Source organism: Mesorhizobium sp. HAY1-8B, from assembly GCF_056868045.1.
This window is the reverse complement of sequence record NZ_CP200321.1, coordinates 4567714-4587405: the sequence shown is the minus strand read 5'-3', so window position 1 is coordinate 4587405 and position 19692 is coordinate 4567714. Positions and strand designations below refer to the sequence as shown.

Annotated in this window: 18 protein-coding genes; 8 read left to right on the top strand and 10 right to left on the bottom strand. The window is 62.8% G+C overall.

Features of this window, described 5'->3' with window-relative positions; genetic code table 11:
• Positions 1-46: 46 nt before the first annotated feature.
• Positions 47-592 carry a DUF924 family protein gene (locus tag AC1VON_RS21980; protein ID WP_172350359.1) on the bottom strand — a complete coding sequence of 182 codons (546 nt, stop codon included), beginning with the start codon at positions 590-592 and terminating at the stop codon, positions 47-49.
• A 14-nt stretch (positions 593-606) separates the two neighbouring features.
• Positions 607-2442, bottom strand: a complete 1836-nt coding sequence (locus AC1VON_RS21975; RefSeq protein ID WP_172350360.1) for a monovalent cation:proton antiporter-2 (CPA2) family protein — start codon at positions 2440-2442, stop codon at positions 607-609.
• A gap of 343 nt (positions 2443-2785) precedes the next feature.
• Here AC1VON_RS21975 and AC1VON_RS21970 point away from each other — a divergent pair, with 343 nt between their 5' ends.
• Positions 2786-3052 carry a hypothetical protein gene (locus tag AC1VON_RS21970; RefSeq protein WP_019858327.1) on the top strand — a complete coding sequence of 89 codons (267 nt, stop codon included), beginning with the start codon at positions 2786-2788 and terminating at the stop codon, positions 3050-3052.
• Between the two features lie 85 nt (positions 3053-3137).
• Here AC1VON_RS21970 and AC1VON_RS21965 read toward each other — a convergent pair whose 3' ends face one another.
• The 4 genes from AC1VON_RS21965 to AC1VON_RS21950 all read right to left on the bottom strand — a co-directional run bounded on the left by AC1VON_RS21965 (position 3138) and on the right by AC1VON_RS21950 (position 6953).
• The gene (locus AC1VON_RS21965) at positions 3138-3689 is read right to left on the bottom strand and encodes a hypothetical protein (protein ID WP_172350361.1); all 552 of its coding nucleotides are present in this window, start codon (positions 3687-3689) and stop codon (positions 3138-3140) included.
• 123 nt (positions 3690-3812) lie between these two features.
• Positions 3813-4898 (bottom strand): YcjF family protein, encoded by a 1086-nt coding sequence (locus tag AC1VON_RS21960; protein WP_172350362.1) that lies wholly within the window; start codon positions 4896-4898, stop codon positions 3813-3815.
• Positions 4895-6373: a YcjX family GTP-binding protein gene (locus AC1VON_RS21955; RefSeq protein WP_483124825.1), complete on the bottom strand. Its 1479-nt coding sequence runs from the start codon at positions 6371-6373 to the stop codon at positions 4895-4897. The genes AC1VON_RS21960 and AC1VON_RS21955 overlap by 4 nt, the downstream gene beginning before the upstream one ends.
• 76 nt (positions 6374-6449) lie before the next feature.
• Entirely contained in the window at positions 6450-6953 is a 504-nt protein-coding gene (locus AC1VON_RS21950; RefSeq protein ID WP_483124824.1) for a SixA phosphatase family protein, read from the bottom strand.
• Positions 6954-7226: 273 nt separating this feature from the next.
• Between AC1VON_RS21950 and dksA the strand changes: the two genes are divergently transcribed.
• The gene (gene dksA, locus AC1VON_RS21945; protein WP_006202025.1) at positions 7227-7643 is read left to right on the top strand and encodes an RNA polymerase-binding protein DksA; all 417 of its coding nucleotides are present in this window, start codon (positions 7227-7229) and stop codon (positions 7641-7643) included.
• Positions 7644-7789: 146 nt separating this feature from the next.
• Here dksA and AC1VON_RS21940 read toward each other — a convergent pair whose 3' ends face one another.
• Positions 7790-8548 carry a flagellar biosynthetic protein FliO gene (locus AC1VON_RS21940; protein WP_172350365.1) on the bottom strand — a complete coding sequence of 253 codons (759 nt, stop codon included), beginning with the start codon at positions 8546-8548 and terminating at the stop codon, positions 7790-7792.
• Between the two features lie 327 nt (positions 8549-8875).
• On the opposite strand from AC1VON_RS21940, the gene cckA reads away from it, so the two are divergent.
• Positions 8876-11452, top strand: a complete 2577-nt coding sequence (cckA, locus tag AC1VON_RS21935) for a cell cycle histidine kinase CckA (protein ID WP_483124823.1) — start codon at positions 8876-8878, stop codon at positions 11450-11452.
• A gap of 188 nt (positions 11453-11640) precedes the next feature.
• Positions 11641-12354 (top strand): purine-nucleoside phosphorylase, encoded by a 714-nt coding sequence (locus AC1VON_RS21930; RefSeq protein WP_483124822.1) that lies wholly within the window; start codon positions 11641-11643, stop codon positions 12352-12354.
• On the opposite strand, the gene AC1VON_RS21925 is transcribed toward AC1VON_RS21930, so the two are convergent.
• Complete coding sequence (locus AC1VON_RS21925; RefSeq protein ID WP_172350368.1) at positions 12351-12656, bottom strand: ribbon-helix-helix domain-containing protein; 306 nt, start codon at positions 12654-12656, stop codon at positions 12351-12353. The two genes, AC1VON_RS21930 and AC1VON_RS21925, sit on opposite strands and share 4 nt — an antisense overlap.
• Before the next feature lie 233 nt (positions 12657-12889).
• Here AC1VON_RS21925 and AC1VON_RS21920 point away from each other — a divergent pair, with 233 nt between their 5' ends.
• The 3 genes from AC1VON_RS21920 (at position 12890) to AC1VON_RS21910 (ending at position 15516) form a co-directional block, all read left to right on the top strand.
• Positions 12890-13285 carry a VOC family protein gene (locus tag AC1VON_RS21920; protein WP_483124821.1) on the top strand — a complete coding sequence of 132 codons (396 nt, stop codon included), beginning with the start codon at positions 12890-12892 and terminating at the stop codon, positions 13283-13285.
• Positions 13286-13365: 80 nt separating this feature from the next.
• Positions 13366-13896 carry a gluconate 2-dehydrogenase subunit 3 family protein gene (locus AC1VON_RS21915; RefSeq protein WP_172350369.1) on the top strand — a complete coding sequence of 177 codons (531 nt, stop codon included), beginning with the start codon at positions 13366-13368 and terminating at the stop codon, positions 13894-13896.
• A gap of 48 nt (positions 13897-13944) precedes the next feature.
• Positions 13945-15516: a GMC family oxidoreductase gene (locus AC1VON_RS21910; protein ID WP_483124820.1), complete on the top strand. Its 1572-nt coding sequence runs from the start codon at positions 13945-13947 to the stop codon at positions 15514-15516.
• 65 nt (positions 15517-15581) lie between these two features.
• On the opposite strand, the gene AC1VON_RS21905 is transcribed toward AC1VON_RS21910, so the two are convergent.
• Together AC1VON_RS21905 and AC1VON_RS21900 are read right to left on the bottom strand one after the other, a co-directional pair.
• On the bottom strand, positions 15582-17492 hold the full coding sequence (locus tag AC1VON_RS21905; protein ID WP_483124819.1) for a PhoX family protein: 1911 nt from the start codon (positions 17490-17492) through the stop codon (positions 15582-15584).
• A 116-nt stretch (positions 17493-17608) separates the two neighbouring features.
• The gene (locus AC1VON_RS21900) at positions 17609-18016 is read right to left on the bottom strand and encodes a hypothetical protein (protein ID WP_172350372.1); all 408 of its coding nucleotides are present in this window, start codon (positions 18014-18016) and stop codon (positions 17609-17611) included.
• A gap of 313 nt (positions 18017-18329) precedes the next feature.
• Here AC1VON_RS21900 and urtA point away from each other — a divergent pair, with 313 nt between their 5' ends.
• Positions 18330-19640 (top strand): urea ABC transporter substrate-binding protein, encoded by a 1311-nt coding sequence (urtA, locus tag AC1VON_RS21895; protein WP_140773394.1) that lies wholly within the window; start codon positions 18330-18332, stop codon positions 19638-19640.
• Positions 19641-19692 lie beyond the last annotated feature (52 nt).

Genomic DNA, 19692 nt, shown 5'->3' with positions numbered 1-19692 from the left:
ACGGCTTTCCCTTGGGAATTGCGTCGAACAAAGAGATGGATGGGCGTCAGCCTGAGAAACCGCCTGCGTCCAGGAATGCCTTTTCCTCCGCCGTGGTTTCGCGGCCAAGCAACCTGTTGCGGTGCGGAAAGCGGCCGAAGCGCTGGATGATGTCACGGTGCTCCAGCGCGTATTTCAGGTTGAACTCGGCCCTGGCGGTGTGCAGTTCGACCGAAATGTCCTGGTCGGCAAGGTTTTCAGCATGTTCGAACGGCAAATACAGGAACACGCGGACTTCGGGTTCCAGCGCCAGGTCATGCCCGGCGGCGACCGCCTTCTGAGCAAAATGCTTGGCCAGCGAGTCGGTGGCATACATGTGGCCGGTACCGCGAAAACAATTGCGCGGAAACTGGTCGAGCAGGATCATCAGCGCCAGCGAGCCTTCGGCGTGTTCTGACCAATCATCGCATTCGCGCCGCGCGGCGGCGTAGTGCAGATCAAGAAAGCGGTCGCGGAAACCGGCATCGAAGGCATCGTTCTTCTCGAACCATGCATCCTCGCCGGCGTCACGCCAGAATTTGGTGACCGACAGGGCCCTGCTATCCAATTCCATGCATGCTTCCCTGTTCAATCGGCAGTTTCGGATTTGTGCAGGACGCCGGCCGTCTCTTCATTGAGTGCCTGACCGGGGCGGCGCGGCGTGGAGAGCGGTGTTGGAATCGGCGTGCCGATGTTGCCCCGCAAGAAGCGTTGTCCGGCGCGGATGCCTTCGGCGAGCTGGGTTTCGAAGCGGTCGGTGTCGCGGCGCCTGACGTCTTCGATCGTTTCAGCCACGTCTTCGGGATCGACACCAAGCGATTCCAGGGCCGAGCCACCGAAAACCAGGGCAGATTCGAAGGTCTCACGCAGCTGATAGTCGACGCCGGCGCGAATGAGCTGCAGCGCGGTGCCGCGGTCGAAAGCCCGGGCCAGCACTGTAAGCAGCGGAAATTCGGCCTTGATCAGCTCGGCAATGCGAACAGCCGCATCGGCCTTGTCGACACAGATCAGCACCGCGCGTGCCCGGCCGGCGCCGGCCGCATGCAGGATATCCAGCCGCGTGCCGTCGCCATAATAGACCTTGAAGCCGAAATCGGCCGCCGCCTGGATCATCTCGACATCGTTGTCGATGATCGAGACGTCTATGCCGCGCAACAGCAGCGGCTGGCTGGCGATCTGGCCGAAGCGGCCGAAGCCGATGATCAGCACGCTGCCAGTCAGGCCGTCGGCGATATCGACCCCGTCGAGCGACTGCTCGTCGCGCGGGGTGACATATCGCAAGGCGATGATTGCCAGCGGCGTCAGCACCATGGAGATGATGACGATCGCCGTCAGGGTCGCGTTGGCCTGGCCGTCGATGATGCCGACGGCAGCGGCGGCCGAGTAGAGGACGAAGGCGAATTCACCACCTTGCGCCATGAAGACGGCGCGTTCGAGCGCTTCGCGATGGCCGGTTTTGAGGATGCGGGCGACGATGTAGATGCCAAGCGCCTTCATCACCATGTAGGCGACGACATAGACGGCGATCAGCTTCCAGTTCGCGGCCACCACATGCAGGTCGAGCGACATGCCGACGGCAAGGAAGAACAGGCCGAGCAGGATACCGCGGAACGGTTCGATGTCAGCTTCGAGCTGATGGCGGAAGGTCGATTCGGACAGAAGAACGCCGGCCAGGAACGCCCCCATCGCCATCGACAGGCCGCTGAGCTGCATGGCGAGTGCCGATCCGAGCACGACCAGAAGGGCCGCCGCCGTCATCACCTCGCGGGCACGGGCATCCGCCAGGATGCGGAAGAAGGGGTTGAGCAGATAGCGTCCGGCCAGCACCAGTCCGACGATCGCGGCAAGGCCGATGCCGACCTCGGTCAGTCTTTCCGACAGGCTGGTGTCAGCGCCGCCGGGTGCAAGGAATGCGATCAGGGCCAGCAGCGGCACGATGGCCAGATCTTCCAGCAGCAGGATGGAGACGATGCGCTGGCCTTTCGGCGAGGCGATTTCGCCGCGTTCCTCCAGAAGCTGCATGACGATCGCCGTCGAGGTCAGCACGAAACCGGCTCCGGCCACGAAGGATTGCGAGATCGAAAACCCCCCGGCCATCCCCACGCCGGTCAGAAGGACCGCGCAGATCCCGACCTGGAGCGCGCCGAGGCCGAAGATTTCGCGCCGCAGGCCCCATAGCCGCGACGGCTGCATTTCCAGCCCGATGATGAACAGGAACATGACGACGCCGAGTTCGGCGACGTGGAGGATGGCGCCCGATTCGGAAAAGACGCCGATGCCGAACGGGCCGATCACCACGCCGGCGGCCAGATAGCCAAGGATCGAGCCGAGGCCCATGCGCTTGAAGATCGGAACGGCGACGACCCCCGCGGCAAGCAGCGCCACCACCTGAATGAGATCGCTGCCTGATGTTTCTACCGCCATTCCCACCGTTCCGTTTGTTCGAGGACCGCGGCCGACGCGGTCAAAACCATGCCGGCGCGCGGATCGAGGGATGCGCTGGGACGCCGTAGCACCTTGATTTTGCGCATGATCCGCTCAGAAAATCGATTCCGATTTTCATGTCTCGCGCCTGGCCGGAAGGATAGGGGTTTCGGCGCGGATCGAACAGCCTGAATCCAGCCCGGACAATATTGCAGGCGCGTTACACAAGTTGAGGCTGAGGCCGCGTTGCATCTTGCCACAATCGAGGGTTAGAGCACGCTCGGCTTCGGCCATTGGAGGGTGAGCGACGATCAAGTCGCGCCCTTTTGAGGAGATGACTGACATGAAGAAGTTTTTGCTTGTTGCCGTCGGCCTGGCGGTGCTTGCCGGCTCGGCCTGTTCGAAGGCACCGGAATGCACGGCCGAGATCGCGACCAAGAAGGCGCAGGACATGGCTGCCGCGCTGCAGGAAGCGATCACCAAGGATCCGTCCAAGGCAGCTGACCTGACCGCCAAGGTCCAGGCGGTGACAACCAAGTACCAGGGCACCACGACACTTGCCGATGCCTGCAAGGCCTATGACGAGGTGACGGCAGCGATCAAGGGCTGACGCCCGGTTCGACTGTTTCAGAGGAGGCGGTGGCGATGGGCTGCCGCCTCTTTGCTTTTGAGGTGTATTACGGCGCGATGCGCGCTCAGTTCGGCGCGATGGAGCCGACTTCGACGGCATCGACGCGCTTCAGGCTCATGCCGATGACCGGCACCAACTGGTCCTGGACACGCACGGCAACCGTCACGGTCATCGAATTGTCGTCGGGAATGCGGGCCTGCATGACGCCGCGCAATTGGTTACGGTTGATGGTGAAGACCACCTTGCGGGCATCGACAACATTGCCGCCGATGATATCGAGGCCTGCACCGGCCGAGCCGCCCATGAAGGAGCCCTTGTAGTCGCGGCCCTTGCGCTCGATCTTGGCTGACATTGGCTGGGTAAACACGCCGACCCGGCAGCCGCCGTCCAGCGTCATGCCCATCTTGCCGTCGGGCGTGGAGCCGGTGAAGCTGCAGTTGAATTTCGTGCCCTTGTACTTGCCGGCGATGATTTCGCCCGGACCGACCCATTTGCCTTCGGCCGACTGGAAGAACTGCTTGTCCGGCTCCGCGGCGGAAGCCCCGGAAGCGACGCCGACGACTGCTGTGATCGCGACGGCCAGGGGCAGGACGCTGGACAGAATTACGCTTTTCATCGACGACACCCGGCAACAAAGAGGCTGTTTGGAACCGGTTTGACCATGAAGAAGATTGGTTAATGCTTCGTCACTGCGGGGCGTCGAAACCGCAATCAGCTCATCGTCGGGAGGAGCAGGGCGCTACTTGCCGGAGCCCGTCGTTTCGGTGTCCTTCTTCGCGGCGAACGATGTCAAGGCAGAGAGAAAATCGCCCAGTCCAGGACGTTTGGCTGCACTGAAGGGCAGGGGGCGCGCCGTCTCCATCGCCGCGATGCCGATGCGTGCCGTCATCATGCCATTGACGACGCCCTCGCCGAGCTTTGCCGAAAGGCGCGCCGCCAGGCCGTGGCCGACGATCTGCTGGACGAAACTGTCGCCGACGGCGATCGAGCCGGTGACCGCCAGATGCGCCAGAACGCTGCGCGCCAGGCGGAAGAACCCCAGCGTTCCCGGCCGTCCGCCATAGAGTTCCGAAAGACGGCGAATGAGGCGGCCTGCCTCGAACACCACATAGGCGACATCGACGAGCGCGCGCGGGCTGACCGCCGTCACCAGCGAGACGCGTTTGGCGGCCTCGAGGATCATCACCTTCGCCCGGGCATCAAGGGGCCCGAGAATTTCCGCTTCGGCCAAGCGCACCAGATTGCCGCCATCGATGATTTCGCCGCGCAGTTCGGCCAGCGCACGCCGGCCGGCCGCTGTTTCCGGCTTGGCCGCGACGAAAGCCGAAAGCTCGTCGACCACTGATCGTGCCGCCTTTGGATCGTCGCGCGCGATGGCATCGAGCGCGCGCTTTTGCAGTTTTTCGACCTCGGCGAGGCGGGCGATCGCCAGGAACTCGCGGATCAGGATTACCAGGAGCGCGAGCACGGCAACAACAGCCATGCCGGCGGCCAGCCAGCCCAGCCATTCGGCGCGGGCGAAGAGGTCGCGTATCAGCTGGTCGGTCCATAGGCCGACCGCCAGTGAAACCAGCACGCCCATGGCGCCGAAGAAGATGCTGGCCAACAGTGAGCGTTTTCTGGGGGCGATCGCCGGTGGCGGCTCGGCCGCAACGATGTCCGGCTCGTCGAAAACGTCGATCTCAGCCGGTATGACCAGCGCGACATCTGTCTTGAGCGCACGGGGTTTGCGCGAGGGCTCGGTCTGGCGCGCTTCTGGCGCATGCTGTGTTGGCGTGGCTTCCGGTTCGATGCGGAAGGCCGCCGGCTTGCGGGGCGCGGTCATGCCAGATGGTCTCCGATCAGGAACTGCAGGGCGCGGTCGAGCCTGATATGCGGCAAGGACAGCGTGACACCCTCGGCCGTGCGTTCGAGCCTTGGCGGACGGAACCGGACAAAGCGGATTGCCGGGTCCGCGGAATCCTGCCTGTGGTCGGGCCCGGAGATGTCGAACAGCGCATCAATTTTTTCCGGTAAGTCCCCCGGAAATATGCCAGTTTCGGTCTTTCCGTCAAACGTTTCGCCGTTGATCCTCTCGCCGGCGATCGGCGTGCCGATAATGACCGGCAACGTCTCGCGGCCTTGCTTGACCGTGCCTTCTCGGGTCGCACGCACCGCCGCCATGGCCACCACGTCGACGTCGGCGCCGGTGAAGTTCGCCCGTGCCACGGCGCGGTCGGCCAACCGCCGTACGATTGCCTGCAACCGGTCATGGCTTTCATGGTGCAGGTGGTCGGCCTTCGTCGCGGCGACCAGGATGCGGTCGATGCGCCGCGAAAAGAGGTCGGTGAGGAAGCTGCCCCGGCCGGGACGAAAACAGCTGAGAATCTCGGTCACGGCGCGCTCGAGATCGGCCATGGCGCCAGGGCCGGCATTCAGCGCCTGCATGGCATCGATCAGCACGATCTGGCGGTCCAGCCGCGTGATGTGTTCGCGGAAGAAAGGTTTGACGACATGCGTCTTGTAAGCCTCGTAGCGCCTGTCCATCATGGCGTGCAGCGACCCCGGTCGTGGACGTCTGTCGCCCAGGCCTGCCAGCGGCGCGAAAGTCAGCGCGGGCGAGCCTTCCAGATCGCCGGGCATCAGGAAACGGCCGGGCGGCAGGGTTGAAAGCGCCCGCTCGTCGAGTTTGCAGGCCTTGAGATAGGCGGCGAAGCTCTCCGCCAGGCGGCGTGCCGTCATCTCGTCGGCGTCGGCATTCGGGTCGATCCGCGCCGAGATCGCCCGCCAGGCCTGCGACAGATCCTCTCGCACCGGCAAAGCGGCCATCTCGATGGCTTCTCGTGAAAAATCGGTGAAGGATTTGCCGAGCAGCGGCAGGTCGAGCAGCCATTCGCCGGGGTAGTCGACGATGTCGACCGACAATTTTCCGGAAGAGAACATGCGGCTCCAACCGGAGGCCGATTCGTATTCGATGGTCAGCCGCAGTTCAGAAATGGCGCGTGTCGAATCAGGCCAGACCCGGTCGTTGACCAATGCGGCGATGTGGTCCTCGTACTGGAAGCGCGGCACCGCGTCGTCAGGTTGTTCCTCGAGGAAGGCGCGCGCGATGCGCCCGGATCTCTGTGCCTCGAACAATGGCAGGCGTCCGCCGTGGATCAGATTGTGGACCAACGCGGAGATGAACACCGTCTTGCCCGCGCGGGAAAGGCCTGTAACGCCCAGTCTCAACGACGGAGAAAAAAGCCCTGTGGCGCGTCCCGACAGCGTATCGAGGGCAATTCTTGCCTCGTCGGTGAAAGTGGTTAGCGATGATGCCAAAATGTGCTCTCTCGGGCTTCGGTTCCTGCGATATAGGCTTTGGAACCCGGCTTTGAAATGGCGCCGGCAAGCGACACTAGAGATCGGCCGGTGTCAGAAACGCTTCGAGATAACCTGCTTCCTGGGCTACCTTCGTCAGATCGTCCAGGAAGCGCACGACCGCCAGGCCCGAAGTCGGGAAACCATGATTGAGCGTTGCCCGCGCCGTGTCGTCGCCGTCGCCGGAGACCGCCATGGCAAGATCCTCCATCATCGGGTTGTGACCGATAACCAGCAGGGAACCCGGCCCGCCATGCTCCCGGATAAGGCGGAGATAGCCGGCCGCGTCTTCGCTGTAGAGCGTGTCGAAAAACAGGACCTTGCCGGTATCTGTCTGACCGGCCAGTCCTTCGAGCGTTTCCCTGGCGCGCCTGGCGTTGGAGCACAATGTCAGGTCGGGGACATAGCCACGTGATCGCATGGCCGCGCCTATGATCTCGGCATCGGCGCGGCCCGATGCGTCGAGCGGGCGATCGAAATCGCGCATGCCGGGCAGCGCCCAGCCGGCCTTGGCGTGTCGCAACAGATAGAGCCTGCTCACCCAACCTCCAATGATGCCGAAGCCCGAAGCCGCACCGCGATTAGCCACGAGAAGGGCGGTTCGCACAATGGTCCCGCGTCCTCCCGCCAATGAATTGCATGGGGCCGGATGGTAAGGGTGGTTCGCCTTGGCCATGGAATCGGCTGCGGCGCGCTTCGGCGGAGGCCGCCGGCGTACTTTAACAATTGCGTGAGTCGGTGGGCGATTGCGCTTGTGCAGGCGTCGACCGGCGAATATATAGGCGCCAAATTTGGGGCAGTTTGGGTGAGTCGAATGAACGACATCGTTACCGCCGATTACGTACCCTCCGAAGACGAGCCGTTCATGAACGAACGGCAGAAATCCTACTTCCGCCTAAAGCTCGTCACCTGGAAAAATGACATACTGCGCGAAGCGCGCGAAACTCTCGAAATCCTTCAGCAAGAAAACGCCAACCACCCTGACCTCGCCGACCGCGCCTCTTCGGAAACCGACCGCGCCATCGAGCTCAGGGCCCGCGATCGCCAGCGCAAGCTGATCTCGAAGATCGATTCGGCGCTACAGCGCATCGATGAAGGCACCTACGGCTATTGCGAGGAAACCGGCGAGCCTATCGCGCTGAAGCGGCTCGATGCGCGTCCGATCGCCACCTTGTCGATCGAGGCGCAGGAACGGCATGAGCGCCGCGAAAAAGTCTATCGCGACGACTGACGCATTGCTTTGGGGCCGCGGTTCCGGGCAGCTACAACGAAGTTGATATCAAAATGGCCGGGTTTCCCGGCCATTTTTCGTTGGTGCTTGGTTGGCCAAAACCGGGCGACAGCCTCGGCCAGGTCGTCGGCCGGCTCAGGCGCTTGTCATCTCTTCTGGCTTGAAAGTTCGCCCAGAAGCTTGGTCATTTCATCGTCGAGCGACTGCGGCGCCTTGGCTGCCGGTTTGCCCACCGGGCCGCCGGAGCGGGGCTGGTCCAGCGAAACCTCGAGTTCCTTCATCAGCGTATCGTCGATGCTGTCCTGCCTTGGCGGCGGTGGCGGCGCGTGCCTGACGGCATTGGCGTTGGCGGAGCCGTAGGCAGGCAGTGGCGTGTCGTTGGCCGACTGATAGGTTTGCGCCGCCGGCTTCGGTGCGGGCGCCGGGGTTGGCGGTGGTGCGGCCGGGCGCTGGCGGGCAGGCGCCGGTGCAGCGGTCACCGGCTGTGGAGGCGGTGCGGGGCGAGCCGGTGCGGGAGCCGGCTGCGGCGGACGCGATTTTGCTGCCGGGGCCGTGGCGGCCGGGACGGGCTGCAAGCCGCCATCTCCGGTCAGCGCCGGACGGCGGGGCGCGGCCAGACGGATGTCGCGTTCGACGACGACATCGGTCGGGCCGCCGATCAGAAGCAGATGCTCGATGTCGTCGCGGCGCACCAGCACCAGCCGTCGATGGCTGTCGACGGCCGTGGCGTCCATGACGGCAAGCCGGGTCTTGCGGTTCCGTCCACCGGCGACAAACGTACCGAAGGTCAGGTTGCGCACGAGCCTGATGATGACGAGCACGATGACCAGCAGGATCAGCGCCGCGAAAGTCCACAGGAGTGCCGCCGCATAACCAGGGCCCGCCACGCTATCCAGCCACTGCATTGGTTTCCCCTGATCGGTTTGGAAAGTGACGCGACACTAGACCGTTGCGGCTAGCCACCGCAAGTTGCCTTTCACGCATCGTGAACAGCTTGAAACACTCTACGGCCGGCCGGCATCATTTTTATCTGACATTTGCCGCCCGGGCCTTTTCCGGACTAGGAGAATGTGATTCAACCGGCTAAAGCGCGTCGCGCTGAAACGGATTCATGCGACGCGCTTCAGGTCCTTGTGTTTCGTGCATGTCGTTTTCCCAAAACCGAAGTCACTTTTGGGCGACATGCATTAGGGGCGGGTGTCGGAACAGCGGACTTCACGAGCAGGGGGCATATGGCCAAGGAAGCGCGCGGCGATTTCTATCCGGTACCGATCGTCGACCAGAACACGCGACCGGGCGCGGTCACCCGGCTCATCATCTTCATCGTCGTTCTGACGGGGGCCGCGATCGTCTTCGGCCTGTTCCGCGAGCGCCTCGGCGATCCGTTCCTGCTCGGCATGCTGGGCGTGCTGGCGATGATCGGCGTCGGCTTCCTGTTCGCGACCGCGATCGGCTTCGTACAGGTCACGCCGCGCTCGACCGGCGATGAACTGTCCAAGGCTTTCGTCGATTCGATGTCGCAAGGCCTGCTGGTGACGGACACCAAGGGCCGCGTCGTCTACGCCAACCGCGCCTATGCCGACATGACCGGAGCGTCCTCGGCGGCCGACCTGAAGACGGTCGAAGGGCTGCTTTCGGATGTTCCCGAGGCTTCGGTGACCATTTACCGGCTGGCCTCCGGCCTGCGTGACGGCCAGCCCGGCGACGGCGAGTTCCGGCTCGCCCAATCGATCCGGCCCGGCGCCGAACAGGGTGCCCGCTGGTACAGGGCGCGCGCCCGAACCTTCAGCGTTCCGGGTCAGCGGCTGCCGATGCTGGCCTGGCAACTCGCCGACATTTCGCAGGAACGGGCCGAGCAGGAGCGTTTCTTCCTCGACCTGCAGAAAGCCATCGACCATCTCGACCACGCCCCGGCCGGTTTCTTTTCCGCGGACCAGGACGGCCGTGTCACCTACATCAACGCCACGCTCGCGGAATGGCTCGGCATTGATCTCGCCAGTTTCACGCCCGGCGCCGTGACCTTGCCGGATATCGTTGCCGGTGACGGCATGGCGCTGGTGCGCTCGGTCAAGGCCGATCCTGGCACGACGCGCAACGCGGTCATCGATCTCGATCTGACAACGATGACGGGAGAGGCGCTGCCGGTGCGTTTCATGCATCGCGTTTCGGCCAGCCGCGAAGGTGTCGGCGGCCCGACGCGCACGATCGTGCTCAACCGCACGCAGGGCGAGGATGCGTCGGCCGATCTGCGTGCTTCGGAAGTGCGCTTCACCAGATTCTTCAATTCGACGCCGATGGCGATCGCGGGTGTCGATGCCAACGGGCGCATCCTGCGTACCAATGCGCCCTTCCTGTCTCTGTTTTCCTCGGTCGTCGACCGGGACGCCGTGGATCGCCGCGTGCGGCTCGATACGGTGATCCATGAGCGCGACCGGCCGGCCTTTGCCGCCGCCTTCGAGAAAGCCCGCCAGCGGCAGGCCGACATCGAACCGATCGACACTGTGCTTCCCGGCAACGAAGAGCGGCATATCCGGTTTTACGTCAACGCCGTCGCCGATGGTACCGGCGGCGAGGGCGCCGAGGAATCGGCCATCGTCTACGCCGTCGAGACGACCGAGCAGAAGGCGCTCGAAGGGCAGATGGCGCAAAGCCAGAAAATGCAGGCGGTTGGCCAACTCGCCGGCGGCATCGCCCACGATTTCAACAATGTGCTGACCGCCATCATCATGGCGTCGGACCTGCTCCTGACCAATCACCGGCCGTCGGACCCGTCCTTCCCCGACATCATGAACATCAAGCAGAACGCCAACCGGGCCGCTTCTCTGGTCAGGCAGTTGCTGGCTTTCTCGCGCAAGCAGACGCTGCGGCCCGAGGTGCTGAACCTGACCGACGTGCTTGCCGATCTCAGGATGCTGCTTGCCCGCCTCGTGGGCAACGACATCAAGCTGAAGGTCGACCACGGCCGTGACCTGTGGCCGGTCAAGGTCGATATCGGCCAGTTCGAGCAGGTGGTGGTCAACCTGGCGGTCAATGCGCGCGACGCGATGCCGGCCGGCGGCGATCTCACCGTGCGCACCCGCAACGTGACCGCCGAGGAGTGCAAGACCTTCCCCTACCGCGAACTCGTCGCCGCCGATTACGTCGTGGTCGAAGTCGAGGATACCGGCAGCGGCATCGCGCCTGATGTGCTGAAGAAGATCTTCGAGCCGTTCTTCACCACCAAGGAGGTCGGCAAGGGCACGGGCCTTGGCCTGTCCATGGTCTACGGCATCATCAAGCAGACCGGCGGCTTCATTTTCTGCGATTCCGAGGTCGGCAAGGGGTCGACCTTCCGCATCTTCCTGCCGCGTCACATCGCGGAAGCGAAAAAAGCAGCCGAGCCCGGGGAGGCGCCGAGCGCCGCGCCGGTCAAGCCGGTCGACAGCACCAAGGACCTGTCCGGGTCGGCCACGGTCCTGCTGGTCGAGGACGAGGACGCCGTGCGCATGGGCGGCGTGCGAGCACTGACCTCGCGCGGCTATACCGTGCACGAGGCATCATCCGGCGTCGAGGCGCTGGAGGTGTTCGAAGCACTGGGCGGCAAGGTCGACATCGTCGTCTCGGACGTGGTGATGCCCGAAATGGACGGGCCGACCCTGCTTGGCGAATTGCGCAAGCGCCAGCCCGACATCAAGTTCGTCTTCGTGTCGGGATATGCCGAGGACGCATTCGCCAGGAACCTGCCGGCCGAGGCGCATTTCGGCTTCCTGCCGAAGCCGTTCTCGCTCAAGCAACTGGCAACGATCGTCAAGGACATGCTTGAGTCCTAGAGCGCCTCACGTTGAAACGGATCCATGCGCCGCGCTTCAAGTCTTTGCTTTTGTGCATGGCGTTCGCCCAAACGGAGGGCGCTTTTGGGCGACATGCATTAGGCGCTTCGGCTTCTCTGCCCTTGCGCAACGCCCTCACAACGCCATGATTGCGGGTGAAGGAGCAAGCGGGCTTGGGGGAGCAACTGTTGACGCCACACATCGAAGCGCGCAGAGGCGATTATGCCGACACGGTGCTGTTACCGGGTGATCCGCAGCGCGCCGAATGGATGGCGCGGACATTTCTGGAAGCGCCACGCTGCGTCAATAGCCGGCGGGGTACTCTCGGCTTTACCGGCCTGTTTCGCGGCAGGCCCATCAGCATTCAGGCGACGGGTATCGGTGTTTCATCATTCCTGATTTATGCTCATGAATTACTTGACTATTATGGCGTAAGAACGCTGATCCGCACCGGTACCTGCGGTAGCCTGAGCGCCAAGGTAAAGCTGCGCAGCCTTGTCATTTCGCAATCGGTTCGGCCCGAAAGCGCTCAAAGCGGTCAAGTCTTCGGCCTTTACGGAACCGCTGCCGGTCCGGATCCGACGCTGCTGGCCCGTGCCTTGGCCAAGGCGGCCGAACTCGGCGTCGAACATCACGCCGGCCTGACACTTTGCAGCGACATCTTCCACCACCCGGACGGTCGCACCCGATTTGCGGAGGCCCAGGCGGCAGGCGCGCTGGCGGTGGACATGGAAACCAGCGCGCTTTACCGAATCGCCAGGCATTTCGGAGTCAGTGCACTGTCGATCTGCACGGTGGTCGACAATATCGAGACCGGTGAGCTGACCGACTATTCAGAACGTCAGCAGCTTTTCACGGACATGACCCGGCTGGCGCTCGAAATCGCTGGGGAAGGGCGCTAGGCCGCTTCTCGCTTAGGCGCCATCCGCTCGTCCAGGTCGGGCCGATGGCCGCGCAGATAGAGCGCGCAGGTCGTGCGCAGCATGGACGCGAAATTGGGGATTTCGCCGTTGATCTCGATGGCTTCGTCGTACAGCTTCGAGATGAATTTGGGCGTGGTCAGGTTCTGGCTTTCGGCGATTTCGTCAAGCAGGGCCCAGAACGTCGCCTCGAGCTGGATGCTGGTCGAATGTCCATCAATGCGGATCGACCGGTTGATCTGACGATAGCCTTCCGGATCCTGTGCGGCAAAGACTCTGCACATCGTTTCCTCCCGTTTTTGTTGGTCTTGGGTGCCGACTCAGTGGCCGACGCCTCTTTTGACACTGCCTGCGGTTTCATCTTCGACCGGACGGCCGACAACGGCAATCAGACTTTCGTCCTTAGATGAAGCGACACTACCGTTTCTCCTATTCTACACGTGGTAATCGGCTGCCACCACCTTTCTTCGCCGGCGCGCATAATCACTTCTAAAGCATGAAAGCTGCGGAGTCTGATTTGGCGAAGGCGATTTACACCATGATCCGGGTTCTCGACGAGGCCCGGTCCATCGATTTCTACACCAAGGCCTTCAGCCTTGAGGTCGCCCAGCGACTGGATTTTGAGACGTTCACGCTGATCTATCTCAGCAATGCCGATACCCCTTTCGAAGTGGAATTGACCGTCAACAAGGGGCGGCAGGAGCCTTATGCGCTTGGCGACGGCTATGGTCACCTCGCGGTGTCGGTCGCCGATCTCGACGGCGAACACGATCGGCTCGGCGCGCTCGGCCTCAATCCGAAGAAGATCGTCGAGTTCAACCATGACGGGTCGCTCATCGCCCGCTTCTTCTTCATCGAGGATCCCGACGGTTACAAGATCGAGGTCCTGCAGCGTGGAGGGCGCTTCCAATAGGGGACAACCAGCCGCGCGCACCGCGCGGCGCCAGCAACGGCACCCCCAAGGGGGTGCGAACAGCAAGCAGGGAGGAAACTATGGTCACGATTTATGAGAGGAAGCCTGGCCTGTCACGGCGCGAGCTTCTCAAACGCGGCGGCGTCGGTGCGCTGCTTGTCATTTCAGGCAGCGCCATCATCAGCCCTGAGCACGCCTGGGGCTTGGAAACCTCGGCGCTGAAGCCCGAGACGATGGCGACGCTGATCCAGGTGGCGCGCGACATCTATCCGCACGACCAGGTGCCGGACAAATATTACGCCATCGCCGTCAAGGGCCATGACGAGACAGCCGCCAAGGATCCCGCTCACAAGGAACTGATCGAGAAGGGCATTGCCGAGCTCGACAAGAAGGCCGGCAAGGGCGGTTATCGCGGGCTCGGCTGGGAGGAGCAGCGTGTGGCGCTGCTCACCGAGATAGAGAAGACGCCTTTCTTCCAGACGGTGCGCGGCGGTCTCGTCGTCAGTCTCTACAACCAGAAAGAGGTATGGCCGATCTTCGGCTATGAGGGCGAGTCCTACTCCAAGGGCGGCTACATCGCGCGCGGTTTCAACGACATCGAGTGGCTCTGAGCCACTCTGTCCGCAACCGCTTTTTGACCGATCTCATGGGAGGAAACCATGGCAGCACAATTTGATCTCAAGAACGACGGCGTGGTCGTCATCATCGGCTCGGGCGCCGGCGGCGGCACGCTCGGCAACGAACTGGCCCAGAAGGGCATAGATGTCGTCATCCTCGAGGCGGGCGCCCGTCACGAGTATGAGGACTTCATCAACGACGAATGGGATTCGTTCGCCCAACTCGCCTGGAAGGACAAGCGCACCACATCGGGTGACTGGCGCGTGGCGAAGGATTTTCCCAACCTGCCGGCCTGGATCGTCAAATCGGTCGGCGGCTCGACGACGCACTGGGCCGGGGCCTCGCTTCGCTTCCAGGAGCACGAGTTCAAGACGGCGACCACCTACGGCAAGGTGAAGGGTGCGAACCTCCTCGATTGGCCGGTGACGCTGGCCGAAATGGAGCCGTACTACGCCAAGGCGGAAGCCAAGATGGGCGTCACAGGCACCAATGACTGGCCGCGCCTGCCGGGTAACAACAACTTCAAGGTTCTCAAGGCGGGCGCCGACAAGCTCGGCTACAAGGAATGCCATACGGGCAACATGGCGATCAACTCCGTCGAACGCGACGACCGCAACTCCTGCCAGCGGACCGGCTTCTGCTTCCAGGGCTGCAAATGGGGCGCCAAATGGTCGACGCTCTACACCGAAATCCCCAAGGGCGAGGCGACAGGCCATCTTGAAGTCCGACCGAACGCCATGGTGATCAAGATCAACCATGATGCGTCGGGAAAGGTGACCGGTGTCGTCTATGCCGACAAGGACGGCAAGCTGCAGGAGCAGAAGGCTCGCATCGTCGCGGTGGCCGGCAACTCGATCGAAAGCCCGCGCCTGCTGCTCAATTCCGAATCGAGCAAATTCCCGCATGGCCTGGCCAACTCCTCAGGGCAGGTGGGCAAGAACTACATGCGCCACACCACGGGCTCGGTCTACGCGATCTTCGACAAGCCGGTGCATATGTATCGCGGCACCACTATGGCCGGCATCATCCGCGACGAGGCGCGGCATGATCCGTCACGTGGCTTCGTCGGCGGCTATGAGTTCGAGACGCTCTCCCTCGGCCTGCCGTTCATGGCGGCGTTCCTGAACCCAGGCGGCTGGGGGCGCTCCTTCACCACGGCGCTCGACCACTATGACCACATGGCTGGCCTGTGGATTGTCGGCGAAGACATGCCGCGCGAGGAAAACCGCATCACGCTGCATGCCGACGAAAAAGACGAACATGGCATGCCGATCGCCGACGTGCATTTCGATGACCATCCCAATGACACGGCGATGCGCGACCACGCCTACAAGCAGGCCTCGGCGCTCTACGCGGCGGTCGGCGCAACGCGCACCTTCCCGACGCCGCCCTATCCCTCGACCCACAATCTCGGCACCAACCGGATGAGCGAGAAGGCGGCCGATGGCGTCGTCAACAAGCATGGCCAGACGCACGACATCAAGAACCTGTTCGTGTCGGACGGCAGCCAGTTCACGACGGGTGCCGCGGAAAACCCGACCTTGACCATCGTGTCGCTGGCGATCCGCCAGGCCGACTACATCGCCGCCCAGATGTCGGCCAAGACCATCTAACCTCCCGACTGCCTGCTGGCGCGGAACCTGACCGGGTTCCGCGCCTTTTTTTGTGTGCTGGAACCTTATGCCCCGACCGGCTGGCCGTCCTTGCGACGGATGGCGACCACCGATGGCCTCGGGGGCTGGCCGTCCCGGAAATCTGGCCACAGGGACTGCGCCTTGTCGAGCGTTACGGCATCCTCGGAGGGGTGCTGCACCGAAAGGAACAGCGTCGTGCCATCCGGCGTGAAGCAAGGGCCAGTCGCTTCCGCGCCATGCGGGCAGGTGAACAAGAGCTTCGGCAAGCCGCGCGCCGCGCCTTCCGTGTCGACGCCATAGACGCCGTCCGGCAGGCCGAAATCATTGGCGCCGTCGGTCGCCACCCAGAGCCGGCCGGCCGGGTCGAAGGTGATGTTGTCAGGGCAGACGAACCAGCCATTGTCCGACGTCTCGGGATGGAAGGTTGCGCCGACCTTGGTGTCCTTTGGATTGCCGCAGAGCACGAACAGGTCCCAGGCGTATTTGTCGGCGGTATGGTCGGCCTCGGCGCCGCGGCCCCCGGGCGGGATCAGTTCGACGATATGACCCCAGAGGTTTTCGGGCCGCGTGTTGGCCGGATTGACCTTGGATTCGTCTCGCTTCTTGTTCTTGGTCATGACGGCGTAGACGCGGCCGGTGACCGGATTGGTCTCGATGTCCTCCGGCCGGTCCATCGGGGTCGCGCCGAGCGCGTCCGCCGCCAGCCGTGTCTTCAACAGCACCTCGGCCTGGTCGGCGAAGCCGTTCTCGGCGGTGAGCTTGCCCTGACCATGAACCAGCGGCAGCCATGTCAGCGAGCCATCGGCGTCGTAACGGGCGACCGAGAGCACGCCATCGTCCAGAAGGCCGTTGCCGGAAGCCGGGTTCGCCTTGTCGTAAGCCTTGTTCGAGACGTAGCGGTACATGTATTCGAAATAGTCGTCGTCGCCCATGTAGACGACGATGCGGCCGTCCTTGTTGAGGACGACCGTGGAGGCCTCATGCGACATGCGGCCAAGGGCCGTGCGCTTCACCGGCTTCGATTGGGGATCATAAGGGTCGATCTCGACCACCCAGTCGAAGCGGTTCGGCTCGTTCGGCTCCTTGTCGATGTTGAAACGGTCATGGAAACGGCCACGGCCGTAGATGTCGGAGCCATCAAAGCCATAGCGGTCGAGAATGTCAGCGGTCGGTGCCTTCTTCGGATCGCCGCCGAACAGGTCGGAGACGCCTTCCTCGCAAGTCAGCACGGTGCCCCAGGGGGTAAAGCCGCCGCTGCAATTGTAGCTGGTGCCGAGCACCTTCGTGCCGGTCGCGTCGGCGGACGTCCTGAGCAGCGCGTGGCCGGCTGCCGGCCCGGAAACGGTCATCTCGGTGTTGGCCGTGATGCGGCGATTGAGCGGACTGTCCTCGACGGTTTGCCACTTGCCGTCCTTGAACATGACCTCGACGATCGAGTGGCCCATCGCCGCAAGGCCGAGATCGACCTGCTCCTTGCTCATCGTCTTGCCGGCGTCATCCTCGGTCATGCCGGGAAACATGACATTGGGCGAGATGTATTCGTTGTTGACGCAAAGCAGGCCGTGATCGGAGTTCACCGAGCCCTTGGGCAACGGCAGGAAGGCGATGTAATCGCAATTGTAGCCGAAACGCTTTTCCTGTTCGGCGGCCGCGACCGTGTTGCCGTCGAAATCCGGGAGACCGGCGACGAGCGGATCGCCCCAGCGTGCGACGATTGTTGTTTCATAGCCTTCGGCGGCGGCATGGGTCTTGTCATAGACCCGCTTCAGTTCGGGAAAGCCCAGCGTGGAAAGCGCGGCGGCATGCGTTTCGCCGGCGAACAACGAGCCGACAAAGCTGCCGCCGGCGATCAGCGCGCCGGAAGCGAGGCCGCCTTTTAGGAGCGTACGGCGCGAGACGCGCTCGGCGATGATTTCGCGAATGACAGGGGAGGATGAAAACGGGAAGTTGGCCATGTGTCTGCCTCTCGATGTGGATGGGTGACGGCGCACCGCTGCCTATCCAGCTTCGGCAACATCCAGATGACATGAGAGGGCGGGGAGCCTGCAGGCCGCGCCCGCCAAGGCGAGGCCTACGGATTGTCTGCCTTGGTGCAGGTCGATGCCGTGAAGGCACCATCGGGCTGCTTCATGATGATGTCGAAGGAGGGCGGGCTCTGGCCGTCCAGCGTTGCCTGGGTCAGCGACAGCGAGTTGCCGCCAGCCGTATAGCCACCGAGCGGTCCCAGCCAGGAGATCACGCCGTTTGCATCCATCTGGTAGTTGTACCCCTGCTGGGCGGCCCCGAAGGTGACCGGACCAGTGTAGACATTGCCCTTGATGGTGATGTCGCCGAGGTTGAGGAACATGCCGAGCAGGTAGACTTCGCAGTGATAGGTGCCATCAGGCATCTTGCCGTCGCTGAAATCGGCCCTTGCGGCCCCGGTTGCCGTGGACAGAAGCACTATGCCGATAGAAATGCGTGAAATCAGGGATGCCATGGCGTCGCTCGGTTGAGACGCGAGCTTGCCCCATTTTTGCGCTGTATCGCAACATTTGTCGTCCACGCGCGGTATGCTGCGATCAAAATCTAGGCATTTGGTCGAATTGAGCGAAAATTAGGCAGATGCCTTGTGCGTTGCGCAAATTTCCCTCAACCAATTTTTAACCGGCTCTCCTTTGTTTGTTCCGCCTAATATAATAACGATCTGATAATATTCGTCTATTTGCCGTTTTTTGGCGTCCAGGCAGCGGTTGGCATGGGGGTTGCATTGTATTGGTGCGGTGCAATCAACCAGCTTGGGAGTCTTCCGTATGAGGGGTAATTTCTCGACAATAACAAAAATGTTCTCGGCAAGCGTGGTCGCCGCTGGTCTGTTGATGTCGGCTCCCGCCAAGGCGGCGGACGACACGATCAAGGTCGGCATTCTCCATTCGCTGTCGGGGACCATGGCGATTTCGGAGACGACGCTGAAGGATGCCATGCTGATGCTCATCGACGAGCAGAACGCCAAGGGCGGCCTGCTCGGCAAGAAGCTTGAAGCCGTTGTCGTCGATCCGGCGTCCAACTGGCCGCTGTTCGCCGAGAAGGCACGCGAGCTGATTTCGAAGGACAAGGTCGCGGCGGTGTTCGGCTGCTGGACCTCGGTGTCGCGCAAATCGGTGCTGCCGGTGTTCTCCGAACTCGACAACATCCTGTTCTATCCCGTCCAGTATGAGGGCGAGGAGAGCGAGCGTAACGTGTTCTATACCGGTGCCGCGCCGAACCAGCAGGCCATTCCGGCGGTCGACTACCTGATGAGCGAGGATGGCGGCTCAGTGAAGCGCTGGGTGCTGGAAGGCACCGACTACGTCTATCCGCGCACCACCAACAAGATCCTCGAAGCCTACCTGAAGTCGAAGGGCGTCGCGGCCGAAGACATCATGGTCAACTACACGCCATTCGGTTTCTCCGACTGGCAGACCGAAGTCTCGGCGATCAAGAAGTTCGGCTCGGCCGGCAAGAAGACCGCCGTCGTCTCGACCGTCAATGGTGACGCCAACGTGCCGTTCTACAAGGAACTCGGCAACCAGGGCATCAAGGCCGAGGACATCCCGGTCATGGCCTTCTCGGTGGGCGAGGAAGAACTGGCCGGTCTCGACACCGCGCCGCTGGTCGGCCATCTCGCCGCCTGGAACTATTTCGAGAGCGTCGACACGCCCGAAAACAAGAAGTTCATCGCCGACTGGCACAAGTTCATCAAGAACGACAAGCGCACCACCAACGACCCGATGGAAGCCCACTATATCGGCTTCAACATGTGGGTGAAGGCGGTCGAGAAGGCCGGTACCACCGATCCGGACAAGGTCATCGACGCCATGATCGGTGTTTCGGTGCCGAACCTGACCGGCGGCTATTCGACCATGATGCCGAACCACCACATCACCAAGCCGGTGCTGATCGGCGAGATCCAGGCCGACGGCCAGTTCGAGACGGTTTCGCGGACGCCTGGCCTGGTCATGGGTGACGAATGGTCCGATTACCTGCCGGACTCCAAGAACCTGATCTCCGATTGGCGCGCGCCCCTGTCCTGCGGCAACTTCAACGTTGCCACGGGCAAGTGCGGCGGCAAGGGAACGAACTGATCCTCCCCGGCCTGGACCGTCAGGTCCAGGCCCATGACCGCAAGCGCGCCGG